General features: G+C 53.0%; 17 protein-coding genes and 1 rRNA gene. 10 read left to right on the top strand and 8 right to left on the bottom strand.

Annotation, left to right across the window (positions count from 1 at the left end; translation table 11 throughout):
• The first annotated feature begins 373 nt into the window (after positions 1–373).
• Entirely contained in the window at positions 374–991 is a 618-nt protein-coding gene (locus UR289_RS19550; RefSeq protein ID WP_033146969.1) for a transcriptional regulator, read from the top strand.
• 71 nt (positions 992–1,062) lie between these two features.
• The gene (locus tag UR289_RS19545) at positions 1,063–3,909 is read left to right on the top strand and encodes an autotransporter outer membrane beta-barrel domain-containing protein (RefSeq protein ID WP_320711356.1); all 2,847 of its coding nucleotides are present in this window, start codon (positions 1,063–1,065) and stop codon (positions 3,907–3,909) included.
• 82 nt (positions 3,910–3,991) lie between these two features.
• On the opposite strand, the gene typA is transcribed toward UR289_RS19545, so the two are convergent.
• On the bottom strand, positions 3,992–5,815 hold the full coding sequence (gene typA / locus UR289_RS19540) for a ribosome-dependent GTPase TypA (protein ID WP_023333895.1): 1,824 nt from the start codon (positions 5,813–5,815) through the stop codon (positions 3,992–3,994).
• A 378-nt stretch (positions 5,816–6,193) separates the two neighbouring features.
• On the opposite strand from typA, the gene glnA reads away from it, so the two are divergent.
• The 4 genes from glnA to UR289_RS19520 all read left to right on the top strand — a co-directional run bounded on the left by glnA (position 6,194) and on the right by UR289_RS19520 (position 10,470).
• The gene (gene glnA, locus UR289_RS19535) at positions 6,194–7,603 is read left to right on the top strand and encodes a glutamate--ammonia ligase (protein ID WP_023309763.1); all 1,410 of its coding nucleotides are present in this window, start codon (positions 6,194–6,196) and stop codon (positions 7,601–7,603) included.
• 171 nt (positions 7,604–7,774) lie between these two features.
• A complete protein-coding gene (gene glnL, locus UR289_RS19530) occupies positions 7,775–8,824 on the top strand; it encodes a nitrogen regulation protein NR(II) (RefSeq protein WP_008501857.1) in 1,050 nt (349 codons plus the stop codon).
• An 11-nt stretch (positions 8,825–8,835) separates the two neighbouring features.
• Complete coding sequence (gene glnG / locus UR289_RS19525) at positions 8,836–10,248, top strand: nitrogen regulation protein NR(I) (RefSeq protein ID WP_023309765.1); 1,413 nt, start codon at positions 8,836–8,838, stop codon at positions 10,246–10,248.
• Positions 10,249–10,359: 111 nt separating this feature from the next.
• Complete coding sequence (locus UR289_RS19520; RefSeq protein WP_023333898.1) at positions 10,360–10,470, top strand: YshB family small membrane protein; 111 nt, start codon at positions 10,360–10,362, stop codon at positions 10,468–10,470.
• Positions 10,471–10,542: 72 nt separating this feature from the next.
• Here UR289_RS19520 and hemN read toward each other — a convergent pair whose 3' ends face one another.
• Both hemN and yihI read right to left on the bottom strand, forming a co-directional pair.
• Positions 10,543–11,916: an oxygen-independent coproporphyrinogen III oxidase gene (gene hemN / locus UR289_RS19515; protein WP_320711355.1), complete on the bottom strand. Its 1,374-nt coding sequence runs from the start codon at positions 11,914–11,916 to the stop codon at positions 10,543–10,545.
• Between the two features lie 188 nt (positions 11,917–12,104).
• Positions 12,105–12,620 (bottom strand): Der GTPase-activating protein YihI, encoded by a 516-nt coding sequence (gene yihI, locus UR289_RS19510; RefSeq protein WP_032644299.1) that lies wholly within the window; start codon positions 12,618–12,620, stop codon positions 12,105–12,107.
• A gap of 577 nt (positions 12,621–13,197) precedes the next feature.
• Here yihI and yihA point away from each other — a divergent pair.
• Positions 13,198–13,827 carry a ribosome biogenesis GTP-binding protein YihA/YsxC gene (gene yihA, locus UR289_RS19505; RefSeq protein ID WP_029741470.1) on the top strand — a complete coding sequence of 210 codons (630 nt, stop codon included), beginning with the start codon at positions 13,198–13,200 and terminating at the stop codon, positions 13,825–13,827.
• 311 nt (positions 13,828–14,138) lie between these two features.
• Here yihA and polA read toward each other — a convergent pair whose 3' ends face one another.
• Positions 14,139–16,931 (bottom strand): DNA polymerase I, encoded by a 2,793-nt coding sequence (polA, locus tag UR289_RS19500; RefSeq protein ID WP_167819602.1) that lies wholly within the window; start codon positions 16,929–16,931, stop codon positions 14,139–14,141.
• Positions 16,932–17,371: 440 nt separating this feature from the next.
• Here polA and UR289_RS19495 point away from each other — a divergent pair, with 440 nt between their 5' ends.
• Positions 17,372–18,280 carry an acyltransferase gene (locus tag UR289_RS19495; RefSeq protein ID WP_182931347.1) on the top strand — a complete coding sequence of 303 codons (909 nt, stop codon included), beginning with the start codon at positions 17,372–17,374 and terminating at the stop codon, positions 18,278–18,280.
• A gap of 23 nt (positions 18,281–18,303) precedes the next feature.
• On the opposite strand, the gene dsbA is transcribed toward UR289_RS19495, so the two are convergent.
• From dsbA to UR289_RS19480, 3 genes are all read right to left on the bottom strand, one after another.
• A complete protein-coding gene (gene dsbA / locus UR289_RS19490) occupies positions 18,304–18,927 on the bottom strand; it encodes a thiol:disulfide interchange protein DsbA (protein WP_033146975.1) in 624 nt (207 codons plus the stop codon).
• 27 nt (positions 18,928–18,954) lie between these two features.
• Positions 18,955–19,941, bottom strand: coding sequence for a serine/threonine protein kinase (locus UR289_RS19485; protein WP_039264179.1), 987 nt, complete (start codon positions 19,939–19,941; stop codon positions 18,955–18,957).
• A 75-nt stretch (positions 19,942–20,016) separates the two neighbouring features.
• Positions 20,017–20,286, bottom strand: a complete 270-nt coding sequence (locus UR289_RS19480; RefSeq protein ID WP_008501866.1) for a YihD family protein — start codon at positions 20,284–20,286, stop codon at positions 20,017–20,019.
• Between the two features lie 68 nt (positions 20,287–20,354).
• On the opposite strand from UR289_RS19480, the gene mobA reads away from it, so the two are divergent.
• A complete protein-coding gene (gene mobA / locus UR289_RS19475; protein ID WP_094935267.1) occupies positions 20,355–20,939 on the top strand; it encodes a molybdenum cofactor guanylyltransferase MobA in 585 nt (194 codons plus the stop codon).
• On the top strand, positions 20,936–21,439 hold the full coding sequence (gene mobB / locus UR289_RS19470) for a molybdopterin-guanine dinucleotide biosynthesis protein MobB (protein ID WP_033146978.1): 504 nt from the start codon (positions 20,936–20,938) through the stop codon (positions 21,437–21,439). The genes mobA and mobB overlap by 4 nt, the downstream gene beginning before the upstream one ends.
• A 99-nt stretch (positions 21,440–21,538) precedes the next feature.
• Here the strand turns inward: mobB and rrf are convergent.
• Positions 21,539–21,638: ribosomal RNA gene (rrf, locus tag UR289_RS19465) — 5S ribosomal RNA — on the bottom strand; the annotation flags it as partial.

Genomic DNA, 21,638 nt, shown 5'->3' with positions numbered 1-21,638 from the left:
TCTAAAACGATATAATGAGATTTCATTACACTTCGCCAGCCCAAATAATTATATTGAGCCGCAACCAGAGAAAAGACTGACGTTGCGGCAGACTGAGGAAACGAATCTTTAGCTATTAGTGCTATTTCGTGTACCTCCTTCCTGGATTTTTTTTGCCGAATAATCTTAAAGGAGTGACAAATATTCCTGGAGCACTTCTGCCAGGTGATATTTTTTCACTATGACGACGGACTGACTGAATAGATAAGCCCAGGAATTTATTTCCCTGATACTCTTTTTCATAAACAAGACAGGATAACTGGATATGTTTCAAGATTGACACATTTGAACGGCAATGAAATATTGACAATGAAAAAAGACAGGAGTGGACTGGATGATAACATCGTCGAAAACAGTTGCCCGCTGTATAAGCTGTGAATTGTCCTGTCAGTTATTTCCAGATAACGCAGTACGATCACAATATTGTGGTAATGCCTCGTTCGCAGTTTGGCCGGTTGGTAATCATTTCCTGCAGATTGCAGTTGTAAATAAAATATTACGCAGGAACAAGAATCACCTGTCACGAGGGTTTATTTTTGTAGACTTTTCGATGTACAACCTGCGCGTACTGGCCGATCCGCAATGGATTGAACGCCTGGCGATAACTAACATGAACATCGTTATAATCTCGGACCGTAAACTAGAGGCATTGGCTAATTACTTACTCACTCACCACAGTGAAATAAAGGGAGTTATTTATTCAGACGATAATGACGTTATATTGCAGGATAAAATCAACCACCTTTTCTCCGGAAGACGGGTAAATAGCAGACGTGGAAGTAAGTTGAATGCTGTCGAATTTACTTTGCTTAACAGGTTTTTATCAGGAGCATGCCTCCAGGAGATTATAAAAACAGACAGCATTGATGTTAAAAAAATTTATGTTCATAAAATACGACTTGAGAGGAAGTTAGGTACCAGCATTCATAAAATTCTCGTTTCTATTTTGTAATTTCAACCTCTTAGCATACCCACGATTAATCGCGTGGAGGATGTTCTACGCCTGAAAGAAAGGGGGCAGTCATGCCATATTTAATGAAACACTCACCTGTCGCAGTTGCGATTTCACTGGCGTTATCGTCAGCGTTATTTACCGCGCATGCAGCGGTAATAGATTTTGCTAATTTACCTGCCTCCGGAGCAGTAACGGATTTGCCTGCAGAAATACAGGCGCTAATTCCTGCAACGGCAAACGCGAACTTTAGCAAAAATACCAGCGATCCTAACTATGTCTACCAGTACAGCCCGGGTAATATCCCAATCTACGGAGATGGGATCACCCTCGAAGGACCGGGGGCGGAAGCCTTTGAGCATTCAGTCACCGTTATTCAGAACTCCACGTCCGGCAGCCCGGGGGTAATATTTGGTGACGATCTGACTATTCGCACCCAGTCAAAAGTGGCTGCCAATAATGGTAAAGACGTCGACGGCATTCGTACCCATGGTATGAACACGCCGGACAACCCGGTGTTTATTATTACCGGAGACCGCACCCACATTTACGTTAATGGCCAAAGCGGTGACGGCATCAATGCCGGGTACAGCTCCTTCAGCCAGGGCTCTCTTGGCTCCGCCAATATTTATGTGGGTGACGATCTCTATATCGAAACCACCGGCAGTACCGGTCGCGGCATTAGCGCCTATGCATTGAATGATGCTTCAAAAGCCAAAAATAACATTATCGTCGGCGATCGTGCACATATTGTGACGCGTGGTACCTACGCAGAGGGGATTCGTACCAACCAGAGCGGATCTTATGTTCGTCTGGGGAGTGAGGCCACCATCGAAACGTACGGCACATCGGCCTACGGCCTGTATGCAGGCTCTGCATCCAAAATTGAGCTGGGAAAAAACGCGACGATTACCACCGACGCGGCCAGCGCCTCCGGGGTGTATTCTACCGGCTCGTCAACCATCACCCTTGATGAAGGCGCGACCATCACCACCAACGGTGCCAGCGCGCATGGCGTCTATGCGTACACAGGCGCGGTGAATCTTGGTGATAACGTCACCATTGCGGTCAACAGCAGCGAGAAAACCAGCAGCTCCGCGCAAGCGCCGCACGGGATGTATGCCTGGTCACGCGGCGTGATAACGCTCGGGGGTGGCGCAACCATTACCACCGCAGGCCAGCGCGACAGCGGTAGCTACGCCCTGAACGCCAGCAACGGTGGCGTGATTGATGCCTCCGCGGGCGGAAAATTCACCCTCAACGGTGACATCCTCTCCGCTGGCGGCGTCGCGGCCACCAGCACTGCCGCAGCGCAAAACAGCGCGATCGCGCTCACCATGCAGGACAACTCTCTCTGGAACGGGGCGTCTTACATTGAGAGCAACGCCAACGGTACCGGGACTATCGCGCTTACGATGAATGATGCCGTGTGGAATATGCGCGACAGCTCCACGCTGACCAGCCTGACGCTGAATGCGGGCGGTACGATTAATTTCCAGCATGCTGAGGATGCGGCGTGGCAAACCCTGACCATCAGTGACGATTTTATCGGCAACGGCGGCAAGCTGGTTTTCAATACCGTGCTGTTTGACGACACATCGGAAACGGACAAACTGATCGTTGAAGGCAACACCTCCGGTCATACCGGGGTGGAAGTGAACAACATTGGCGGTACTGGCGCACAAACCATTGAAGGGATAGAAATCGTCAGCGTTGGCGGCAACTCTGACGGGACGTTTGAGAAGGCCAGCCGTATCGTGGCGGGGGGTTATGACTATAACGTTGTGCAAAAAGGTAAAAACTGGTTTCTGACCAGCCTGGTTGAGCCCGTTGACCCGCCGGTCGACCCGGTAGACCCACCTGTTGACCCTGTGGACCCGCCCGTCGACCCGGTGATTCCGCCGCAGGAACCGGTCCCCCCTGCTGCACCACCGAAAAGCGAGCATCAGTATCGCCCTGAATTTGGTAGCTATCAGGCGAACAGCTATGCGGCAAATACGCTGTTTATGACCCGCCTGCACGACCGTCTGGGTGAAACGCAGTACACCGACCTGCTCACCGGCGAGCAAAAAGTAACGAGCCTGTGGATGCGTAACGTCGGCGGCCATACGCGTTTCAGAGACGGCGGCGGCCAGTTAAAAACGACCGCCAACCGCTACGTGCTGCAGCTGGGTGGTGATGTCGCCCAGTGGAGCACCGACGGCCTGGATCGCTGGCATCTTGGCCTGATGGCGGGCTACGGCAACAGCCAGAGCCGGAGTGCTTCCAGCCTGACCGGATACCACTCGCGTGGCGAAGTGAATGGCTATAGCGTCGGTCTGTACGGTACCTGGTACGCAAACGACGCGGATAAAAGTGGAACCTACGTTGATAGCTGGATGCTGTATAACTGGTTCGACAATAAGGTGATGGGGCAGGATCAGGCGACTGAGCGTTATCACTCCAGCGGCGTAACCGCCTCTGTAGAAGCTGGCTATAGCATTAAGGTGGGCGAAAGCGGCCGCAACAGCTACTGGATCCAGCCGAAAGCGCAGGCCGTTTGGATGGACGTGCAGGCTGACGACCATCGCGAACGCAACGGCACGCGGGTGAAAGACGAGACTCAGGGGAATCTGATGACACGTCTCGGCGTGAAGGCCTATATCAGCGGACATAACGCGATTGACGACGGTAAATCCCGTACCTTCCAGCCGTTTATCGAGGCGAACTGGATCCACAATACCCAGACCACGCGCATCCGCATGGATGACGTCAGCAATGAAATGCGCGGTGCTCGCAATATCAGCGAGTTAAAGACGGGCGTAGAGGGGCAGATTACGCCGCAGCTTAGCGTATGGGGCAATGTGGCTCAGCAGATAGGCGACAAAGGCTACAGCGATACCCAGGGGATGCTGGGGGTGAAATACAGCTTCAAATAATAATAAAAAAGCCGCTGAGAGATCAGCGGCTTTTTAGTTGCCGGGTGGCGCTCACGCTTACCCGGCCTACGGATTGACCGTATTACTCTTCTTTCGCACCGCGCATAGCACGTTTACGATCGTTCTCGGTCAGGTGACGTTTACGGATACGAATTGACTGTGGAGTCACTTCTACCAGTTCGTCATCATCGATGAATTCCAGAGCCTGCTCCAGAGTCATCTTGATCGGTGGAACCAGAACCGTTGCTTCGTCAGTACCGGACGCACGCATGTTGGTCAGTTTCTTACCGGTCAGGCAGTTTACGGTCAGGTCGTTAGAACGACTGTGAATACCGATGATCTGGCCTTCGTAAACTTCAGCACCGTGACCTAGGAACAGCTTACCGCGATCCTGCAGACCGAACAGCGCAAACGCAACCGCTTTACCCTGACCGTTGGAGATCAGCACGCCGTTATTACGCTGGCCCACTTCGCCCGGACGCACGTCGTCGTAGTGGCTGAAGGTGGAGTACAGCAGACCGGTACCGGAAGTCATGGTCATGAACTCTGAACGGAAGCCGATCAGACCACGGCTTGGGATCACGTAGTCGAGACGTACGCGGCCTTTGCCATCTGGATTCATGTTTTTCAGGTCGCCTTTACGCTCACCCAGAGCCTGCATCACAGAACCCTGGTGCTGCTCTTCAACGTCCAGCGTTACGTTTTCGAACGGCTCTTGTTTACGGCCGTCGATTTCGCGGAAGATTACTTTCGGACGGGAAACCGCCATTTCGAAACCTTCACGACGCATGTTTTCGATCAGAACAGACAGGTGCAGCTCACCACGACCAGAAACGCGGAATGCATCGGCATCCTGGGTTTCTTCAACGCGCAGCGCAACGTTGTGCACCAGCTCTTTGTTCAGGCGGTCAAGGATCTGACGAGAGGTAACGAATTTACCTTCTTTACCACAGAACGGAGAGGTGTTGACGTTGAAGAACATGGATACGGTTGGTTCATCAACGGACAGGGCTGGCAGCGCTTCGACGTTCTGCGGATCGCAGATGGTGTCGGAGATGTTCAGTTCACCCAGACCGGTGATAGCGATGATGTCGCCCGCTTCCGCAACGTCACTCTCGATACGCTCAAGACCCAGGTGAGTCAGTACTTTACCGACTTTACCGTTACGGGTTTTGCCTTCGCTATCGATGATAGTAACCTGCTGGTTAGGCTTCACTTTACCGCGCTTGATACGACCAATGCCGATTACGCCAACGTAGTTGTTGTAGTCGAGCTGAGAGATCTGCATCTGCAGGGTGCCGTCGAGATCGACGTTTGGTGCAGGAACACGGTCAACAATCGCCTGATACAGCGGGGTCATGTCTTCAGCCATGTCTTCGTGGTCCAGACCTGCGATACCGTTCAGCGCAGAGGCGTAAACGATAGGGAAGTCCAGCTGCTCGTCGGTCGCGTCGAGGTTAACGAACAGGTCGAAGACCTGGTCAACAACCCAGTCAGGACGCGCGCCAGGGCGGTCAACTTTGTTGATAACAACGATTGGCTTCAGACCATGGGCAAAAGCTTTTTTGGTCACGAAGCGCGTCTGTGGCATTGGGCCATCCATTGCGTCAACGACCAGCAGAACGGAGTCTACCATGGACATTACACGTTCAACTTCACCACCGAAGTCGGCGTGCCCTGGGGTATCAACGATGTTGATACGGTAGTCATTCCATTTAATCGCGGTGTTTTTCGCGAGGATGGTAATCCCACGCTCTTTCTCCAAATCGTTGGAGTCCATCACGCGTTCTTGGGTTTCGGCACGCGCATCAAACGTACCGGATTGCTGCAGCAGCTTGTCGACCAGGGTAGTTTTACCATGGTCAACGTGCGCGATGATGGCGATGTTACGCAAATTTTCGATCACAACTTTGCCTCAGGCATTTAGAAATAGCGCGTTATTGTACACGGATTAATCGCACTACAAAACAGGATCACAAACATCCCCCGCAAACAAGTATTGCAGAGATGCTTTGTGATCGCTTTCACGGAGCGGTAAAAGGGCACTTTAACGTAAATTGCACCAATATGGTGCTCAATGTTCACATTGAAGCACTATACTGGTGCAACAAATCCATTGTGGTGCAGCCCTTTTGCACTATGGTGCGCATGATAACGCCTTTTTGGGGTGATTTAAAAGTTGGCACAGATTTCGCTTTATAAAAAATACATGGCACCAGCCAGTACAAACAGAAATTGAAGACCTCGTTACCACGACGACAATGACCAATCTGGAGATTTAAGTATGTCCGCTGAACACGTTTTGACGATGCTGAACGAACATGAAGTGAAGTTTGTTGATCTGCGCTTCACCGATACCAAAGGTAAAGAACAGCACGTCACAATCCCTGCTCATCAGGTGAACGCCGAATTCTTTGAAGAAGGCAAAATGTTTGACGGCTCCTCCATTGGTGGCTGGAAAGGCATTAACGAATCCGACATGGTTCTGATGCCAGACGCGACCACTGCGGTCATTGATCCGTTCTTCGAAGAACCAACCCTGATCATCCGTTGCGACATCCTCGAGCCAGGCACGCTGCAGGGCTACGACCGCGACCCACGTTCTATCGCGAAACGCGCTGAAGAGTACCTGCGTTCTACCGGCATCGCAGACACCGTTCTGTTCGGGCCAGAGCCAGAATTCTTCCTGTTCGATGACATCCGTTTCGGTGCCTCTATTTCTGGCTCCCACGTGGCTATCGACGACATCGAAGGTGCATGGAACTCCTCCACCAAATACGAAGGCGGTAACAAAGGTCACCGTCCTGGCGTGAAGGGCGGTTACTTCCCGGTTCCTCCGGTCGACTCTGCACAGGACATCCGTTCTACCATGTGTCTGGTGATGGAAGAGATGGGCCTGGTTGTTGAAGCTCACCACCACGAAGTGGCGACTGCTGGTCAGAACGAAGTGGCAACCCGCTTCAACACCATGACCAAAAAAGCGGACGAAATTCAGATCTACAAATACGTTGTGCACAACGTTGCGCACCGTTTCGGTAAAACCGCGACCTTCATGCCAAAACCAATGTTTGGCGATAACGGTTCCGGTATGCACTGCCACATGTCTCTGTCCAAGAACGGTACCAACCTGTTCTCTGGCGACAAATATGCCGGTCTGTCCGAGCAGGCGCTGTATTACATCGGTGGTGTTATCAAACACGCTAAAGCGATCAACGCCCTGGCGAACCCAACCACGAACTCCTACAAGCGTCTGGTCCCGGGCTACGAAGCGCCAGTGATGCTGGCCTACTCTGCACGTAACCGTTCTGCTTCTATCCGTATTCCGGTGGTGGCTTCTCCTAAAGCACGTCGTATCGAAGTTCGCTTCCCGGACCCAGCGGCTAACCCATACCTGTGCTTCGCTGCACTGCTGATGGCCGGTCTGGACGGTATCAAGAACAAGATCCACCCGGGCGAAGCGATGGACAAAAACCTGTACGACCTGCCGCCAGAAGAAGCGAAAGAGATCCCACAGGTTGCTGGCTCTCTGGAAGAAGCCCTGCAGGCGCTGGACGCAGACCGCGAGTTCCTGACTGCAGGTGGCGTATTCACTGACGACGCTATCGATGCTTACATCGCCCTGCGTATGGAAGAGAACGACCGCGTGCGTATGACGCCACACCCGGTAGAGTTCGAGCTGTACTACAGCGTTTAATTAAAGTTGTTTTACCCGGCGTGATAAGCGCCGGGGGTAGTTGCCGTGGAAACTTTTAGCCCATCTCCGGATGGGCTTTTTTCTCCACCAACAACCTGATCTCACGCGCTTTTTACGCCGAAAACGCTATACTGCACTAAATTAGTGCAAACGACTCCAGGAGACTGCTGAATGGCAACTGGCACGCTGCCCGATGCTGGGCAGATCCTCAATTCTTTGATTAACAGCATATTGCTGGTCGATGACGAGCTGGCCGTTCATTACGCCAACCCGGCGGCGCAGCAGCTGCTCGCCCAAAGCGCACGTAAACTGTTCGGCACCCCGCTTCCTGAACTCCTGAGCTATTTTTCACTGAATATTGGCCTGATGCAGGAAAGTTTGCAGGCCGGCCAGGGGTTTACCGATAACGAAGTGACGCTGGTGATCGACGGGCGCTCGCACATTCTGTCGCTAACCGCGCAACGTCTTCCCGAAGGCCTGATCCTGCTGGAAATGGCGCCGATGGATAATCAGCGTCGACTGAGCCAGGAGCAGCTTCAGCACGCGCAGCAGATTGCCGCCCGTGACCTGGTGCGCGGTCTGGCGCATGAAATCAAAAACCCGCTGGGTGGATTACGCGGCGCGGCGCAGCTTCTGACCAAGGCGCTGCCCGATCCCGCGCTGGCGGAGTACACCAACGTCATCATTGAGCAGGCGGACCGTCTGCGGAATCTGGTAGACCGTCTTCTTGGGCCACAGCAGCCGGGAATGCACGTCACTGAAAGCATCCATAAAGTGGCTGAGCGGGTGGTGAAGCTCGTCTCAATGGAGCTGCCGGAGAACGTCACGCTGGTACGTGATTACGACCCAAGCCTGCCGGAACTGGCCCATGACCCGGACCAGATTGAGCAGGTCCTGTTGAATATTGTGCGTAATGCCCTGCAGGCGCTGGGACCTGAAGGGGGCGAGATTATTTTACGCACCCGCACCGCCTTCCAGCTCACGTTACACGGCGTGCGCTACCGGCTGGCGGCCCGAATCGACGTTGAGGATAACGGGCCCGGCATTCCATCGCATCTGCAGGATACCCTGTTCTACCCGATGGTCAGCGGTCGCGAAGGCGGTACCGGCCTGGGCTTATCCATTGCCCGCAGTTTGATCGATCAACACTCCGGGAAAATTGAATTTACCAGTTGGCCGGGACATACCGAGTTTTCGGTTTTCCTGCCGATTAAAAAATAAAGGTGACGTTTATGCAACGAGGGATAGTCTGGGTAGTCGATGACGATAGCTCCATCCGTTGGGTGCTTGAACGCGCGCTCACAGGGGCAGGATTAAGCTGCACGACGTTTGAGAGCGGCAGCGAAGTGCTCGACGCACTCACCACCAAAACGCCAGATGTTTTGCTTTCGGATATCCGTATGCCGGGCATGGACGGGCTGGCGCTGTTAAAGCAGATCAAACAACGCCACCCTATGCTTCCGGTCATCATAATGACCGCGCACTCCGATCTGGATGCCGCAGTGAGCGCCTATCAGCAAGGGGCGTTTGATTACCTGCCCAAACCCTTTGATATCGACGAAGCGGTGGCGCTGGTTGAGCGCGCGATTAGCCACTATCAGGAGCAGCAACAGCCGCGCCACGCGCCCGATTTTGGGCCAACGACAGACATCATCGGTGAAGCGCCGGCGATGCAGGACGTGTTTCGCATTATCGGTCGTTTGTCCCGCTCGTCCATCAGCGTATTGATTAACGGTGAGTCGGGAACCGGTAAAGAGCTTGTGGCGCATGCATTGCACCGCCACAGCCCGCGGGCAAAAGCGCCGTTCATCGCCCTGAATATGGCGGCGATCCCGAAGGATTTGATTGAGTCCGAACTGTTCGGCCATGAAAAAGGGGCATTTACCGGTGCCAATACCATTCGCCAGGGGCGGTTTGAACAGGCTGACGGCGGCACGCTGTTCCTGGATGAGATCGGCGATATGCCGCTGGATGTCCAGACCCGCCTGCTGCGCGTGCTGGCCGACGGGCAGTTTTATCGCGTGGGCGGCTATGCGCCGGTAAAGGTGGACGTGCGTATTATCGCCGCGACCCACCAGAACCTGGAGCAACGCGTGCAGGAAGGAAAATTCCGTGAGGATTTATTCCACCGTCTGAACGTTATTCGCGTTCATCTGCCGCCGCTGCGCGAACGCCGGGAAGATATTCCCCGCCTGGCGCGTCATTTCCTGCAGGTAGCCGCCCGCGAGCTGGGCGTGGAAGCCAAGCAGCTTCACCCGGAAACCGATGCCGCTCTGACGCGTCTGGCGTGGCCGGGCAACGTGCGTCAGCTGGAAAATACCTGCCGCTGGTTAACCGTGATGGCCGCCGGGCAGGAAGTGCTGATTCAGGATTTACCGGCCGAGCTGTTTGAAGCGACCGCGCCTGAAAGCAGTACCGGGCACGCGCTGCCGGACAGCTGGGCGACGCTGCTGGCGCAGTGGGCCGACCGCGCGCTGCGTTCCGGCCATCAAAACCTGCTGTCTGAAGCTCAGCCGGAGATGGAGCGTACGCTGTTAACTACCGCGCTTCGTCATACGCAGGGTCATAAGCAGGAAGCCGCTCGCCTGCTGGGATGGGGACGTAATACCCTGACGCGCAAGCTTAAAGAGCTGGGAATGGAGTGATCGCACGCCGCTGTGTAAAGGTTATTCATTGAGCGCAAATTGCCGTTATTTTGCGCTTTACTGTTCCGATGAGTTTTGTATGATCGTGCCCGGAAATTGGGGGTGAACATCATGCTGGAAACAATCGTGAATATGCTCTCTAGCGGAGCCGCTGAAAGCCACACGCCACAGACAGCCGTTGCGGCTATGTTGTGTGCGGCGTTGGTGGGGCTGTTTAGCTAGCGAGTTGAACGTAAAAGCCGGGTGGCGGCTTCGCCTTACCCGGCCTACGTTTTGTGCATTTTGCAATGCGCCTTAAATCACCCGCGAGAACTGCTGCAGTCGCGCTTTCTGACGTAGATACGCGTCAAAGCACATGCAAATATTACGGATCAACAGACGCCCTTTCGGCGTGACCTCAATCGCGCTCTCCGACACATCCACCAGCCCGTCTTTCGCCAGCGGTGCAATCAGCTTCAGGTCTTCCGCAAAATAATCGCTGAAGTGCAGATCCCACTGCGACTCAACGTCGCTGAAATCGAGACGGAAGTTGCAGATTAGCGCCTTAATCACATCGCGTCGGATGCAGTCGTCGCGCGTTAACGCAATGCCGCGCCACAGCGCGTTGCCCGTTTCATCGACCTGCTGGTAGTAAAGCTTCAGCTCTTTCTGGTTCTGCGCGTAACAGTCGCCAATCATGCTGATAGCGGAGACGCCCATCCCCAGCAAATCGGTATCGCCCTGGGTTGTGTAGCCCTGGAAGTTACGGTGCAGAACGCCTTCACGCTGCGCAATCGCCAGCTCGTCATCCGGACGGGCAAAGTGATCCATCCCGATAAACTGATAGCCGGTTTCGGTCAGCGAGGTAATGGTTTCCTGCAGGATATCCAGCTTCTGCTGGGCAGAAGGAAGATCGGCATCTTTGATTTTGCGCTGAGCGGCAAAGAGCGTCGGCAGATGCGCATAGTTAAAGACGCTCAGGCGGTCCGGGTTGAGTTCGGCCACGCGCTTCAGGGTGAAGGCGAAGCTTTCCGGCGTCTGCTTTGGCAGGCCGTAAATCAGGTCAATATTGGTCGAGGTGAAACCAATCTCACGCGCGTGATTGAGTAAGGCAAAGATAAATTCTTCGTCCTGCTCGCGGTTCACCAGGCGCTGAACCTCTTTATTGAAATCCTGCACGCCCATGCTCAGACGATTGAAGCCTTCGGCGCGTAAGTGATCCAGTACATCCAGCTCAATTTCACGCGGATCGACTTCGATCGAGATTTCAGCGTCGGCGTTAAAACTGAAATTGCCGCGCAGCAGGGTCATCAGGCGGCTGATTTGCGCTTTATTCAGATAGGTTGGCGTACCGCCGCCCCAGTGCAGCTGGCTGACTTGACGGCCAGCAAACAGCGGCGCGCGATGCACAATTTCTTGTTCGAGCGCATCAAGATATTGGTCGGCTTTGTGCTGCTGACGGGTAACGATTTTATTGCAGCCGCAGAAGTAGCAAAGCTTGTGGCAGAACGGAATATGGACGTAGAGCGACAGCGGACGCTCAGGATAGCGCGCGACAGCCTGCTGGAAATCAGCCTCGCCGAAGGCATCGGAGAACTCCAGCGCGGTGGGGTATGACGTATAACGCGGCCCGGAATAGTTATATTTCTGGATTAGGGCCAAATCCCAGTCGATAGTTGGTGCTGACATGCTCACTCCTTCCGTTGGTGTCGCGTTCGTATTCGGCGGCCCGTTCTGGCCCCATCGCGGGCCATCATTCGGGTGCGCAGCCACTTCTGTCGCCGCGACAACCGCCGTAGTTTAACGAATAACCACACCAGATAACATATAACCGGAAGGGTTATAAGCAGGACTATCGTGCCTGCCGGGTGCAAATGTTAGTTTCCACCCTTCAGAAGACGCATCATATCTTCCTGCTTCTCGTCTTCTTCTTCATCTTCGTCATCGTCGTATGACAGGCCCAGCTTCTGCATCAGTTCATCGATACGATCCAGTTTGGCATCCACCCATGACTGCTCTTCAGCGGTCAGGGTTTCACCCTCTTCAAGACGTTCCAGCAGCGCGTCCAGGCGCTCATCGTTCTCCAGCAAATCCAGCTCAGCCTGCGGTGAAAGCATAGGTTTCTCGCTCTTTGGTTTGTGCTGCTTAGTGACCGGGGTGTCTGTCACGCCCAGTGGAATGGGAGTTTTACTGCCGATACGAGGGTCTTTCTGCTGTTTGCCTTTTGCAGAAGCACCCGCTGCACCACCACCGTTGGCACGGCTACCCGCAGCGTGACCGCGATGTTTTTTGTCGCGTTTGCGATCGCGCGCTTCCTGGTTCAGTTCTTCGCGCGTTTTGCGGCGTGCTTTTGCAGGGCGTTTCGCGCCCGCAGCGGAGGTTGGTTTTTTCATGATGTTTTATCTTTAAGTCGTTTTCTTCAGTATAGAATTGCGGCGAAATCTAGCAGAAAGCAAGCAAAGAAAAAAGGCGACAGAGCAATCTGTCGCCTTTTTTCCTGACTCACAACCCTTAGCGGGTCAGACTTTCCGTGTTTGCCAACAACAAACCCTGTTTATCCCTTGGCTAATACCGTCCGTGATACGGTTCCATTTCCTTTTAAAACGCCTCCAGGCGCTGGTCATCCTGACAATCCTGCGTCTTCGCCTCCTGGCGCTCCTGACCCTAATCCTTAAGTCGATTTCCTGTTGGCTTCCTCGCCCTGACGCACACTTTACCTTGTTCCGTTAAACTAACAAGCAACGAAACGGTACAAAAAGGATTTTTCAGACAATTACCCGGAAATAAGCTTATGATTTAAAACAGTTTGGCTTTTTTGACGCCTGCGAATTCTCTGAAATCTCCCATAGCATCACTGGCCGATCTCTCACACCGGTTGGGGCATTCGCCTACAGCTCATAGCAATCAGAAAAGCCTTTTGGCTGCATTCGGGTATAATCCCCTTCAGATTACGATTTTGGAGACGACCACGTGACTACCTGGAACTACCAACAGACGCATTTTGTCACCAGTGCGCCCGATATTCGCCACCTTCCTTCTGATACCGGTATTGAAGTGGCATTTGCTGGCCGCTCCAATGCGGGGAAATCCAGCGCCCTGAATACGCTGACCAATCAGAAGAGCCTGGCGCGTACCTCAAAAACACCTGGCCGTACCCAGCTGATCAACCTGTTTGAAGTCGCAGAGGGCAAACGCCTGGTCGACTTACCGGGCTACGGTTACGCGCAGGTACCGGAAGAGATGAAAATCAAGTGGCAGCGTGCGCTGGGTGAATACCTGGAAAAACGCCTGTGCCTGAAAGGTCTGGTGGTGCTGATGGATATTCGCCATCCCCTGAAAGATCTGGATCAGCAGATGATCGACTGGGCTGTAGCAAGCGATATCGCCGTGCTGGTGCTGCTGACGAAAGCCGATAAGCTGGCGAGCGGCGCGCGTAAAGCGCAGGTGAATATGGTTCGCGAAGCGGTGCTGGCGTTCAACGGTGATGTGCAGGTTGAGCCGTTCTCCTCGCTGAAAAAGCTGGGCGTGGACAAGCTGCGTCAGAAGCTCGATACCTGGTTTAGCGAGCTGGAACCCGCGACGGAAGCGGAAGAAGAGTAATACCGAGCGCGGCGATAGCCGCGTTTTTTTTGCCTGAATTTTTCTTTGACGCAATAAAAAACGCCCCAGTCATTACTGACTGGGGCGGCTAAAATATTCAGCCAAATCCGATTACGTGAAGTAAAAGGTCTGAAAGATAGAACATCTTACCTCTGTACCCTACGCCGACAACTCTACCCCTTTTTGTGCTGCAGAAAAAGCACTTTTTGTAGTTTTTTTTCATTCTTTACATAGGGAATTCTAATGATTGTCACAAAACGCGCGTTGTTATGTTGCAAACTTACATAAAAAGCGCGTTATGCGAAGAACCCTTAGTGAGCCTGATCCCAGTTTTCGCCACTTCCCACTTCCACCAGCAACGGCACGTCAAGCGTCATGCTGCTTTCCATCAGTTCGTGGATCTTCTTCGACACGGCGTCGAGGTCGTCTTTGTGCACTTCAAATACCAGTTCATCGTGTACCTGCATGATCATTTTCACGCGAGGCTTCTCTTTTTCCAGCCAGGCATCAACGGCGATCATTGCACGCTTAATAATGTCCGCCGCGGTACCCTGCATCGGGGCGTTGATCGCCGCACGCTCTGCGCCAGCGCGACGCGCCGCGTTGCTGGATTTGATGTCCGGTAAGTAGAGACGACGGCCATCCAGGGTTTCGACGTAACCTTTTTCCTTCGCCTGCGCGCGGGTGCGTTCCATGTATTCCAGCACGCCCGGATAACGCTCGAAGTAGAGATCCATATACTTCTGCGACTCTTTGCGCGGAATATTGAGCTGGCGCGAAAGACCAAATGCGCTCATGCCGTAAATCAGACCGAAGTTGATCGCCTTAGCACTGCGGCGCTGCTCGTTGGTCACGCTGTCCAGCGGCAAGCCGAAGACTTCCGCCGCAGTTGCCCGGTGGATATCCTTCCCTTCAGCAAACGCGGTCAGTAGGCCTTTGTCGCGGGACAGATGCGCCATAATGCGCAGCTCAATTTGCGAGTAGTCAGCAGAGACAATCAGATAATCCTCTGGTGCGATGAAAGCCTGGCGAATACGGCGGCCTTCTTCGTTACGTACCGGGATGTTCTGCAGGTTGGGATCGGTTGATGAGAGACGACCAGTCGCCGCGACAGCCTGATGGTACGACGTGTGCACGCGGCCCGTTTTCGGGTTGATCATCAGCGGGAGCTTGTCGGTGTAGGTAGACTTCAGCTTCGCGAGGCCACGGTACTGCAGAATCACTTTTGGCAGCGGGTAATCCAGCGCCAGCTCTTCCAGCACCTCTTCAGAGGTTGACGGCGCGCCGCCAGGAGTTTTCTTCAGCGGCTTGATGCCCTGCTTTTCAAACAGAATGGTTTGCAGCTGCTTCGGCGAAGAGAGGTTAAACGGCTCGCCTGCAAGCTCATGCGCTTTTTGCTCGAGCTCGGTCAGACGCTGCGCCAGCTCCCCGGAGTGGTTATGCAGCACCGTTGGGTCGATTTTCACGCCGTTGCGTTCAATGCGGGACAGCACGGGCACCAGCGGCATCTCGATATGCTGGAACACGTTCAGCGGACCTTCATGCTTCTGCAGTTTTGGCCACATCTTCAGGTGCAGCTGTAGCGTGACATCTGCGTCTTCCGCCGCGTAGCGCCCCGCTTCTTCCAGAGCAATCTGGTTAAAGGTGAGCTGATTTTTCCCTTTACCGGCAATCTCTTCAAAGGTGATCGTTTTGTGCTTGAGCCAGCGGTCAGATAAGGAATCCATATCATGGCGGCCCGCGACGCTGTCCAGAATGTAGGATTCAAGCATGGTGTCGAAGGCAATCCCGCGCAGTTCAATGCCGTAGTTTTGCAGAATGCCGCGGTCGTACTTGAGGTTTTGTCCAACCTTGAGCGCCTTTTCGTCTTCCAGGATCGGCTTCAGCAGCTCAAGCACGCGTTCACGGGAGATCTGCTCCGGCGCATCCAGGTAATCGTGCGCCACAGGGACGTAGGCGGCAATACCAGGCTCTGTCGCAAATGACAGACCAATCATATTGGCAGAGATGTTATCGAGGCTGTCGGTTTCGGTATCAAAGGCAAAGACGGGCGCCTTTTTCAGTTTCTCGATCCAGGCGATTAGCTGTGACTCTTCAAGAATGGTTTCGTAGTTGTCGAAGGAAAGCGCCACGGCTTCTTCTTCCGCCTGCTCTTCTGCGTCAACGACGATCGTCTCCTTCGGCTTTGCAGCAGGTTTGGCCCCTTTCGCCTGCAGCCATTTACCGGCTTCCACGTCAGCCGTCCAGCGCTTGAATTCGTATTTCTTAAACAGGCTCAGCAGATCGTCAGCGGAAGGCTGTTGCACTTCAAGCTGCTCACAGCCCAGCTCCAGTTCGACATCGGTTTTGATTGTGGCCAGCTTATAGGAGAGATAAGCCACCTCTTTGTTCTCTTCCAGTTTTCCGGCCATGGTTTTTGCGCCACGGAAGGAGAGCCCGGCGATTTTGTCTGGCTCCGCGTAGAGCGTATCCAGACCACCCAGCCCCTGGAGCAGCGCCTGCGCGGTTTTTTCACCGACGCCAGGGACACCCGGGATGTTATCCGAGGAGTCGCCCATCAACGCGAGGAAGTCGATAATCAGCTCAGGCGGCACGCCGTACTTTGCGACAACTTCTTCAGGCCCCAGAATGGTGTTGGTCATGGTGTTAATCAGGGTGATACCTGGCGTCACCAGCTGCGCCATATCTTTATCACCGGTGCTGATCAGCACAGGACGCCCCATCTTTTCTGCTTCACGCGCCAGCGTGCCGATGACGTCATCGGCTTCAACGCCTGAGACGGCCAGCAGCGGTAGCCCCATCGCTTTTACCATGGTATGCAGCGGCTCAATCTGCGCGCGCAGATCGTCAGGCATTGGCGGACGGTGAGATTTGTAATGCTCAAACAGCTCGTCGCGGAACGTTTTACCTTTCGCATCAAAGACCACGGCCGCATGGGTCGGCTGATACTGAAGGATCAGGCTGCGCAGCATGTTCAGCACGCCGTACATTGCGCCGGTGGGTTCCCCTGCGCTATTGGTCAGAGGAGGAAACGCATGATATGCCCGATACAGGTAAGAAGAGCCATCGACGAGAATAAGAGGGTTTTCTGGGATCTGAACCATAATGTCCGTGCCTTTAATCAATTTATGGGTAAAGGATGCCACAGAAGGATGAAAACATCAGGTATTAGCGCCAGATACAGGAAAAGATTTTGCGATCGTGAGGATCGCTCGCAAAAATCAAACTGTGGATAAGTTTGTGCATATTTTCACTTCATATGAATAACAGACGTAAAAAATACATATGCGTTAATTTTTAGATCTTAATTATCATGCTGTTATAGCATTAGATCTTATCTATATGGTCAACTGATGGCAATTTAGTCTATGTGGATATAAGCCTTGTTAAGCGCGCAATCACAGAGAAATCGTCTGCGACAGAGTAAAAGCGGCCAAATCATCACGTCAAAGCGCCATTAATTTGTCTGTTTTCTGGTAAAATCAGCGCCCGGCGTTGCATAGCCGACCGCTCACTTACAGCTAACTACCTGAAAAAGCTCATCATGCCGAGATTGCTCGCAGCAATAACATTACTGTTAAGCATCATTTTAACTATCCTTGTGACTGTCGCCTGCTCTGTGCCGATCATTATCGCCGGGATCGTTAAACTGCTGCTGCCTGTTCCCATGGTGTGGCGAGCCGTGTCCGCATTTTGTAACTTCATGATGTACTGCTGGTGCGAAGGACTGGCGATCCTGCTGTGCCTGAACCCACATCTAAAGTGGGATATCAAAGGGCTGGAGAGTCTTAACAAGAAGAACTGGTATCTGCTGATCTGCAATCACCACAGCTGGGCGGACATCGTGGTGTTATGCGTACTTTTTCGCAAACACATCCCGATGAACAAATACTTTCTGAAACAGCAGCTCGCCTGGGTGCCTTTTATCGGGCTGGCCTGCTGGGCACTTGATATGCCGTTTATGAAACGCTATTCGCGCAGCTATTTGATTCGTCATCCCGAGCGTCGCGGCAAAGATGTGGATACCACGCGCCGTTCCTGCGAAAAGTTTCGCGCGCATCCTACGACCATCGTGAACTTTGTTGAAGGCTCCCGGTTTACGGAAGAGAAGCATCAACAAACTCGCTCCCCTTACCAGCACTTGCTGCCGCCAAAGGCTGCGGGTATTGCGATGGCGCTTAACGTGCTGGGATCACAGTTCGATAAACTCCTGAACGTCACGCTCTGCTATCCGGAAAACAATAAGACGCCGTTCTACGATATGCTCAGCGGCAAACTGACGCGCATTGTTGTGCGTGTCGATCTGGTTCCGATAGATGCCGGGCTGCACGGTGATTACGTTAACGATAAGAATTTCAAGCGTCGTTTCCAGCAGTGGCTTAATACGCTCTGGAAAGAGAAAGACGAACAGATAGACAATATTAAATCTTCATACAAAAACGCCGGTCAGTGACCGGCGTTTTTACATCCGCGAAATTACTTCTTCTCAACCAGGTATTTCACGGTATCAGCATACTGCTGTACGAAGATATCCATGCTGCTGGTGTCCATGCCCTGCATGTTCAGCTGGTATTTGCCGTTAACAAACATCGCCGGAACGCCCTGAAGCTGGAGGTCAGCAGCCGCTTTTTCCTGCTGAGCAACCAGAGATTTCACCACAAAGCTGTTCCATGCTGCGTCATACTCTTCCCCTTTCACGCCGGCATCAACGAACACTTTACGGATATCCGCAGTGGTCTGAACGGTCTGGGTTTTCTGTACGGCTTCAAACATTGGCGCAGTGATCTTATCTTCCACGCCCAGTGCCATCGCAACCGCCCACGCCTGGGTCAGGTCTTTACCCAATGGGCCCAGGAACTCGACGTGGTACTTGGTCATTTTGGTGCCTTCTGGCAGCTTTTTCTTCACGTTGTCAGAAACATGCAGAACCTGCTCGAACTGATAGCAGTGTGGGCAATAGAACGAGAAGAACTCCAGAACCTGTGGCTCGCCAGCAACCGGTTTGTCCAGCGTGATGAACTGTTTGCCGTCGGTAAACTGCGCAGCAGAAGCGCTAAATGCCAGAATCATACCTGCCAGCGCCAGCCAAATTTTTTTCATGATTAACTCTCTCCTGGGTGTGTCCAATTAATACATCGGCGTTAATTGCAGAGGGGGTTCCTGAAGAACCTTGACCTGCTCAGTAAATGTAGATATCTGGCTACGCCAGTAATCCTCTCCGGTAAGCCACGGGAAATTCCGGGGAAATGCGGGATCGTCCCAACGCCTGATTAACCATGCGAGATAATAAACAAAACGCATCGCACGTAAAGGCTCAATCAGGGCAATTTCGTCTGAATTAAACGGGCTAAATTCTTCATATGCTTCAATAATGGTTTCAAGCTGCATGCGTTGCTCGGCTTTGTCGCCATTGAGCAACATCCACAGGTCCTGAACCGCGGGCCCCATACGCGCATCATCGAGATCGACAAACAGCGGGCCATCACGCCAGAGGATATTTCCGGCATGACAATCGCCATGCAGGCGCAGGACGGAAATATCGTCGCGCCAGCAGGTTTTAACAGCAGCAATGAGCTTATCAGTGGCGTTGAGGAAATCATCCTTTAACGCAGTGGGGATCATGGCAGACGTTTCGAATATTCCGCGTGGCTCAAGAAGGTATTCCTGAATCCCGATAGTCGGGCGGGCAATAAAGGCTTTTTTGCGTCCCGTCTGGTGTATGCGCCCAAGATAGCGGGCAACCCACTCCATCTGATCAATATTATCCGCTTCAAACTGGCGGCCACCCAGGCTCGGGAATACAGCGTAGTAAAACCCTTCGTGCGTGAGGAGCGTTTGGTTATTGAATTTTAGCGGTGCGGCAACGGGAACATCGTCATCCAGCAAATCGTGAGCAAACTGATGCTCTTCCTGAATTTGTTCTGCGGACCAGCGTTCAGGACGATAGAATTTTACGACGAAGCGCTGACGATCCTCATCCTGAAACTGATAGACGCGGTTTTCGTAGCTGTTTAACGGTGTTAGCCCGGAATCCACCCGAATACCCTGTTCAAACAGGGCATCCATAATGGTGTCCGGGTGTAATGTCTGGAAAGTAAAAGCCTGGTCGTTCATCCGATCATCCGGAAATTATACGAATGATTCAGGATATCATCTTGTGGCGATTTCGGTGCCGCCGCTTACAAGCTTTTACTCTTTAATTACGCCTCGGGCGCGCAGTAATGCGGTCTTAAAATCTTCCTCATAATCTTTCTGAATACCAGGAATAACAGCATCTTTGGCAGAGTCACGCATTTTAAGGTGATAGATCAGGATGTCGTCAGAAAGGTCTGCCAGATCGCCGTCAAAACCTGACTCTTTCGCCAGTTTCTGTAAAAATTGCATCAGATTTAGCTCTGGCTCTTTTTGCCAGGCGGGCTGGAGGAGTTCAATAACTTCATTCAGACGTTTACATTTCATGGTGGTGCTCCTTTCATTTAGAGTGACACGTTAGCAGGGTCAATCCCACAATAAAAGAGGCGATATTCGTGAATCTTAGCCAGGAAATCATTGGGGTCGTTCTGGCAGGTGGCAGAGCGACGCGAATGGGGGGAAAAGATAAGGGGCTTCAACGCCTGAACGGCAAACCCTTGTGGCAATGTGTCGCTGATACGCTCGCAGGCCAGGTGTCGACAATGGCCATCAGTGCTAACCGGCATATCGACACTTACCAGCTCAGCGGGTATGCCGTTTATCAGGATATCCTTGAGGATTACCCGGGACCGCTGGCCGGCATGCTTTCGGTCATGCAACAGTCTCACGGAGAGTGGTTCATCTTCTGTCCCTGCGATACCCCGTTTATTCCGTCCTGTCTTGTCGAACGTTTGTTGCTGCTTCGGGGTACGGCTCCTGTGGTTTGGGTACATGACGGCGAGCGTGATCATCCTGCTATCGCATTGATGCACCGATCCCTGGCGCCAGCCCTGCAGTACTATCTGGCTGCGGGAGAGCGCAGGGTGATGGCTTTTATGCGCGAGTCTGGCGGTCATCCCGTTGATTTTAGCGATTTAAAATCAGCATTTGTGAATGTGAATACGCCTGACGATTTGCAGATGATGCAGGAGAAAAGATGATACCTGTTGTCGCCATTTCTGCCTGGAGTGGGACCGGAAAAACCACTCTGCTGAAAAAGCTCATTCCTGCGCTTTGTGCCAGAGGTATCCGTCCAGGATTGATTAAACATACCCACCATAATATGGATGTCGATAAACCGGGCAAAGATAGCTATGCGTTGCGTAAAGCGGGTGCAGCGCAAACGATGGTGGCAAGTACTCAACGCTGGGCGCTGATGACAGAAACGCCGGATGAGGCACCGCTGGATCTCGCTTATCTGGTCAGCCGGATGGATCACGCCACGCTGGATCTGGTGCTGGTCGAGGGATTTAAGCATGAGGCCGTGCCTAAGATCCTGCTGTTCAGAAGCGATGCCGGGCATGATTTCAGCGAATTAACGCTGGATGAGCATGTGATTGCGGTGGCCAGTGATGTTGTATTGCCGCTTGAAGTTCCGATGCTGGATTTAAATGATGTGGATGGGATTGCGGAGTTTATTGTGGAGTGGAGTGCGATCTGACTTGCCGGGTGGCAGCTTTGCCTTATCCGGCCTACAAATCTCTGTGATGCTTAAACGCAAAAAGGCCATCCTTGCGGATGGCCTTTCTACTTATTTGATGCCTGGCAGTTCCCTACTCTCACATGGGGAGACCCCACACTACCATCGGCGCTACGGCGTTTCACTTCTGAGTTCGGCATGGGGTCAGGTGGGACCACCG

Source organism: Enterobacter sp. 302C9, assembly GCF_034106085.1.
Taxonomy (GTDB): Bacteria; Pseudomonadota; Gammaproteobacteria; order Enterobacterales; family Enterobacteriaceae; genus Enterobacter; species Enterobacter asburiae_B.
This window is presented reverse-complemented; position numbering and strand designations above follow the sequence as displayed.